Annotated in this window: 3 protein-coding genes; 2 read left to right on the top strand and 1 reads right to left on the bottom strand. The window is 75.2% G+C overall.

The annotated features are described in order from the left end of the window. Positions 1–125: 125 nt before the first annotated feature. Positions 126–1,208: a polyprenyl synthetase family protein gene (locus NCC78_RS30200; protein ID WP_250798791.1), complete on the top strand. Its 1,083-nt coding sequence runs from the start codon at positions 126–128 to the stop codon at positions 1,206–1,208. Between the two features lie 33 nt (positions 1,209–1,241). On the opposite strand, the gene NCC78_RS30195 is transcribed toward NCC78_RS30200, so the two are convergent. Further along, positions 1,242–1,634 (bottom strand): Rv2175c family DNA-binding protein, encoded by a 393-nt coding sequence (locus NCC78_RS30195; RefSeq protein ID WP_250798789.1) that lies wholly within the window; start codon positions 1,632–1,634, stop codon positions 1,242–1,244. Positions 1,635–1,941: 307 nt separating this feature from the next. Between NCC78_RS30195 and NCC78_RS30190 the strand changes: the two genes are divergently transcribed. Then, positions 1,942–2,918, top strand: a 977-nt coding sequence (locus NCC78_RS30190; protein ID WP_250798787.1) for a protein kinase domain-containing protein, incomplete at its 3' end; no start/stop codon positions are given.

Here is a 2,918-nt window from a genome sequence, read left to right as displayed (position 1 = left end):
GTACCTGCCCCGGGCGGCGGGGCCGCCGTCGGGTCCGGGACTGCGACCGAAATCGACGCCACCGGGCGGCGCGTCGGGGCCACACTGAGGCGACGGGGTCGACTCCGACCGGCTAGCGTCGTGGCGTGACCCACGCTGCTCCCGTTTCCCCGGTCGACCGTGCCGGGCTGCGTCAACGGATCGACAAGGCCCTCGCCGAGTTCCTGGCCACCCAACGCACCTGGATGACCGGGGTCGACGACGCCCTGGTCCCGGTCGCGGAGGCGATCGAGGCGTTCGTCCTGGGCGGCGGCAAGCGGCTGCGGCCGGCGTTCGCCTACTGGGGGTTCCGGGGCGCCGGCGGGGTGGACACCGACCAGGTGGTGACCGCCCTGGCCGCGCTGGAGTTCGTCCAGGCCAGCGCCCTGATCCACGACGACCTGATGGACCGCTCGGACACCCGGCGCGGCGAGCCGGCGGTGCACCGGCGGTTCGCCGCCCGGCACCGGGCGGCCGGCTGGGGCGGCGACGCGGACGGCTTCGGCGACGCCGCGGCGATCCTGCTCGGCGATCTCTGCCTGGTGTGGTCGGACGAGCTGCTGCACTCCGCCGGGCTCGACCCGCGGACGGTGGCCCGGGCCCGGCCGGTCTTCGACGAGATGCGCACCGAGGTCACCGTCGGGCAGTACCTCGACGTGCTCACCCAGGCCACCGGGGACACCTCGCTGGAACGGGCCGGCAAGGTCGCCCGCTACAAGTCGGCGAAGTACACGGTCGAGCGGCCGCTGCTGCTGGGCGGCGCGCTGGCCGACGCCTCGCCGGACGTCCGGACGGCGTACTCCGCGTACGGGCTGCCGCTGGGCGAGGCGTTCCAGCTCCGCGACGACGTGCTGGGCGTCTTCGGCGACCCGGCCCAGACCGGCAAGCCGGCCGGCGACGACCTGCGCGAGGGCAAGCGGACGTACCTGGTGGCGGCGGCCCTGGAGACGACCGACGACGCGGGCCGCCAACTGCTGCTCGGCGGGCTCGGCGACCCGGGGCTGGACGAGGCCGGGGTCGTGCGGCTGCGCGAGTTGATCACCGCCAGCGGCGCGCTGGCGCGTACCGAGCAACGAATCGTCACGCTGACCGACACCGCGCTGGCCGCGCTGGCCGCGGTCGACCTGGACACCGAGGCCCGGCAGGCCCTGGTCGACCTGGCCATCGCCGCCACCCGCCGCGCCGACTGACCCACGCCCACCCGTTGGGTGAGCGGAGGTGGGTCAGAAGCCGAGGGCCTGGGCGCGGCGCTTGACCTCGCGGGCCTGGTCGCCCGAGAGCGCGGCGGCCGGGGTCCCGCCGGGCAGGGTGTCGTCCGGCTCGTAGAGCCAGCGCAGCGCGGCCTCGTCGTCGTAGCCGGCGTCGGTCAGCAGGTTGAGCACGCCGGGCAGGTGCTTGAGCACCGTGCTGTTGGCCACCAGGTCCGCCGGGATCCGGCGGACGCCGTCGCGGCGCACCGCGATCAGCTCCCGGTCCCGGATCATCTGGTGGACCTTGCTGATCGACAGGTCGAGGCGCTCGGCGACGTCCGGCAGGGTCAGCCAGCGGTCGGCGTCGGTGGGGCCGGCGAGCTCGGGGCCGGGCACGGCCCGATCGGCGGGTACGGAGTCGGTCACCCGATCACCCTGCCATGCCCCGCCCGGCCCGGACCAACGGCACCCCGGATCGGCCCGTCCCCGCCTGCCCGGGCGCGAACTCACCGGCCGGCACCAGCACCTCCCCGCCGGCCCCGCCGCGGCACGCGGGGCGCCCGGCCGGACGGGCCCCGCGCCCGCGGGCCGGGCTCCGGGTCCGGTACGGGGCCGGCAGCAACCGGCTGAGCAGGCACGGAGGGGACGCGACCGCGATGGGACGGCTATCGTCCGAACCCGGCTGTAGCATCCTGTTCAACCTTCACCCCCTGGACACATAGACTCCCTGCCGATGGACACACAGGTCGCCGACACGTTGCTGGGCTCGCTGATCGACGGGCGCTACCGCATTCGCGGTCGCGTGGCCCGTGGCGGCATGGCGACCGTGTACACCGCCACCGACGAGCGCCTCGAGCGCACCGTGGCAGTCAAGATCATCCACCCGTCCCAGGCCCCCGAGGCCCGGGCCCGGATGGCCGGCTTCGTGGCGCGCTTCACCGACGAGGCGAAGACGATCGCCCGGCTCACCCACCCCAACGTGGTGGCGGTCTACGACCAGGGCACCCACGCCGGCCTGCCCTACCTGGTGATGGAGTACGTCCGGGGGCGCACCCTGCGCGACGTGCTCGCCGAACGGCGCCGGCTCAACCCCGACGAGGCGTTGGCCATCGCCGAGCAGATGCTCGCCGCGATCGCCGCCGCGCACCGGGCCGGTCTGGTGCACCGCGACGTGAAGCCGGAGAACGTGCTGGTCGCCGAGGCCCCCACCGGAGGCTCGGCCAACCTGATCGACAGCGTGGTCAAGGTCGCCGACTTCGGGCTGGCCCGGGCGGTCGAGGCGAGCGCCGAGGACGACAACGGCAACCAGCTGATGGCCACCGTCGCGTACGTCGCCCCGGAGCTGGTCACCGACGGGCACGCCGACCCGCGCACCGACGTCTACTCCGCCGGCATCGTGCTGTTCGAGATGCTCACCGGCCGGGTGCCCTACGACGGGGACCGGCCGGTCGACGTCGCCTGGCAGCACGTCGACCGGGACGTCCCGGCGCCGTCGACGCTGGTGCCCGGGCTGCCCAAGGCGCTCGACGACCTGGTCGCCCGGGCCACCCGGCGCGATCCGGGCGCCCGGCCGACCGACGCCGGCGCCCTGCTGGCCGAGGTGCAGGTGGCGCGGGACGACCTGGGCGACCAGAACACGCGTACCACGGTGCTGCGCCGGGTGACCGACGAGCCGGCGCTGGCCGCGCCGACGATGGCCGTCGCGGCCAT

The organism is Micromonospora phytophila (assembly GCF_023656545.1).
Lineage (GTDB): Bacteria > Actinomycetota > Actinomycetes > Mycobacteriales > Micromonosporaceae > Micromonospora > Micromonospora phytophila.
This window is presented reverse-complemented; position numbering and strand designations above follow the sequence as displayed.